This is a genomic window from Burkholderia sp. Bp9012 (assembly GCF_003853825.1).
GTDB lineage: Bacteria > Pseudomonadota > Gammaproteobacteria > Burkholderiales > Burkholderiaceae > Burkholderia > Burkholderia diffusa.
The window spans coordinates 1-2949 of sequence record NZ_QTQA01000062.1 but is presented as its reverse complement, the minus strand read 5'-3'; the positions used below and the strand labels follow the sequence as shown (position 1 = coordinate 2949).

The window sequence follows — 2949 nt, the reverse complement described above, 5'->3', positions numbered from 1 at the left end:
TTGGAATACGGCACAACGCGAGAACTCAACCTGTAACGAGACAGACTCGTTATAGGGTCAAGCGAACAAGTGCATGTGGTGGATGCCTTGGCGATCACAGGCGATGAAGGACGCGGTAGCCTGCGAAAAGCTACGGGGAGCTGGCAAACGAGCTTTGATCCGTAGATGTCCGAATGGGGAAACCCACTCCTTTTGGAGTATCCATGACTGAATACATAGGTCATGTGAAGCGAACGCGGTGAACTGAAACATCTAAGTAACCGCAGGAAAAGAAATCAACCGAGATTCCCAAAGTAGTGGCGAGCGAAATGGGATGAGCCTTGCACTCTTTATTTGTATTGTTAGCCGAACGCTCTGGAAAGTGCGGCCATAGCAGGTGATAGCCCTGTAGGCGAAAACAGTATGAAAGAACTAGGTGTGCGACAAGTAGGGCGGGACACGTGAAATCCTGTCTGAAGATGGGGGGACCATCCTCCAAGGCTAAATACTCGTGATCGACCGATAGTGAACCAGTACCGTGAGGGAAAGGCGAAAAGAACCCCGGGAGGGGAGTGAAATAGATCCTGAAACCGCATGCATACAAACAGTCGGAGCCTCGTAAGGGGTGACGGCGTACCTTTTGTATAATGGGTCAGCGACTTACGTTCAGTAGCAAGCTTAACCGTATAGGGCAGGCGTAGCGAAAGCGAGTCCGAATAGGGCGTTCAGTTGCTGGGCGTAGACCCGAAACCAAGTGATCTATCCATGGCCAGGATGAAGGTGCGGTAACACGTACTGGAGGTCCGAACCCACTAACGTTGAAAAGTTAGGGGATGAGCTGTGGATAGGGGTGAAAGGCTAAACAAACTTGGAAATAGCTGGTTCTCTCCGAAAACTATTTAGGTAGTGCCTCGTGTCTCACCTTCGGGGGTAGAGCACTGTCATGGTTGGGGGGTCTATTGCAGATTACCCCGCCATAGCAAACTCCGAATACCGAAGAGTGCAATCACGGGAGACAGACATCGGGTGCTAACGTCCGGTGTCAAGAGGGAAACAACCCAGACCGCCAGCTAAGGTCCCCAAATATAGCTAAGTGGGAAACGAAGTGGGAAGGCTAAAACAGTCAGGAGGTTGGCTTAGAAGCAGCCACCCTTTAAAGAAAGCGTAATAGCTCACTGATCGAGTCGTCCTGCGCGGAAGATGTAACGGGGCTAAGCTATATACCGAAGCTGCGGATGCGTGCTTTGCACGCATGGTAGGAGAGCGTTCCGTAAGCCTGCGAAGGTGCCTTGTAAAGGGTGCTGGAGGTATCGGAAGTGCGAATGCTGACATGAGTAGCGATAAAGGGGGTGAAAGGCCCCCTCGCCGTAAGCCCAAGGTTTCCTACGCAACGTTCATCGGCGTAGGGTGAGTCGGCCCCTAAGGCGAGGCAGAAATGCGTAGCTGATGGGAAGCAGGTCAATATTCCTGCACCATTGTTAGATGCGATGGGGGGACGGATCGCGGAAGGTTGTCCGGGTGTTGGAAGTCCCGGTCGCTGCATTGGAGAAGGCACTTAGGCAAATCCGGGTGCGCAATTCAAGGGTGTGGCGCGAGCTCCTTCGGGAGCGAAGCAATTGGAAGTGGTTCCAAGAAAAGCCTCTAAGCTTCAGTCTAACGATGACCGTACCGCAAACCGACACAGGTGGGCGAGATGAGTATTCTAAGGCGCTTGAGAGAACTCGGGAGAAGGAACTCGGCAAATTGGTACCGTAACTTCGGGATAAGGTACGCCCTTGTAGCTTGACTGGCCTGCGCCAGGAGGGTGAAGGGGTTGCAATAAACTGGTGGCTGCGACTGTTTAATAAAAACACAGCACTCTGCAAACACGAAAGTGGACGTATAGGGTGTGACGCCTGCCCGGTGCCGGAAGATTAAATGATGGGGTGCAAGCTCTTGATTGAAGTCCCGGTAAACGGCGGCCGTAACTATAACGGTCCTAAGGTAGCGAAATTCCTTGTCGGGTAAGTTCCGACCTGCACGAATGGCGTAACGATGGCCACACTGTCTCCTCCCGAGACTCAGCGAAGTTGAAGTGTTTGTGATGATGCAATCTACCCGCGGCTAGACGGAAAGACCCCATGAACCTTTACTGTAGCTTTGCATTGGACTTTGAACCGATCTGTGTAGGATAGGTGGGAGGCTATGAAACCGGAACGCTAGTTTCGGTGGAGCCGTCCTTGAAATACCACCCTGGTTTGTTTGAGGTTCTAACCTTGGCCCGTGATCCGGGTCGGGGACAGTGCATGGTAGGCAGTTTGACTGGGGCGGTCTCCTCCCAAAGCGTAACGGAGGAGTACGAAGGTACGCTAGGTACGGTCGGAAATCGTGCTGATAGTGCAATGGCATAAGCGTGCTTAACTGCGAGACCGACAAGTCGAGCAGGTGCGAAAGCAGGTCATAGTGATCCGGTGGTTCTGTATGGAAGGGCCATCGCTCAACGGATAAAAGGTACTCTGGGGATAACAGGCTGATACCGCCCAAGAGTTCATATCGACGGCGGTGTTTGGCACCTCGATGTCGGCTCATCTCATCCTGGGGCTGTAGCCGGTCCCAAGGGTATGGCTGTTCGCCATTTAAAGAGGTACGTGAGCTGGGTTTAAAACGTCGTGAGACAGTTTGGTCCCTATCTGCCGTGGGCGTTGGATATTTGAAGGGGGCTGCTCCTAGTACGAGAGGACCGGAGTGGACGAACCTCTGGTGTACCGGTTGTCACGCCAGTGGCATCGCCGGGTAGCTATGTTCGGAAGAGATAACCGCTGAAAGCATCTAAGCGGGAAACTCGCCTTAAGATGAGATATCCCTGGGGACTAGATCCCCTTGAAGGGTCGTTCGAGACCAGGACGTTGATAGGTCAGGTGTGTAAGCGCAGTAATGCGTTCAGCTAACTGATACTAATTGCCCGTAAGGCTTGATCCTATAACAAGTCTG

1 rRNA gene is annotated in these 2949 nt (G+C 52.7%); it reads left to right on the top strand.

Going from position 1 to position 2949, the window contains the following annotated elements:
- The first annotated feature begins 55 nt into the window (after window positions 1–55).
- A 23S ribosomal RNA gene (locus DIE11_RS35830) occupies window positions 56–2937 on the top strand.
- Window positions 2938–2949 lie beyond the last annotated feature (12 nt).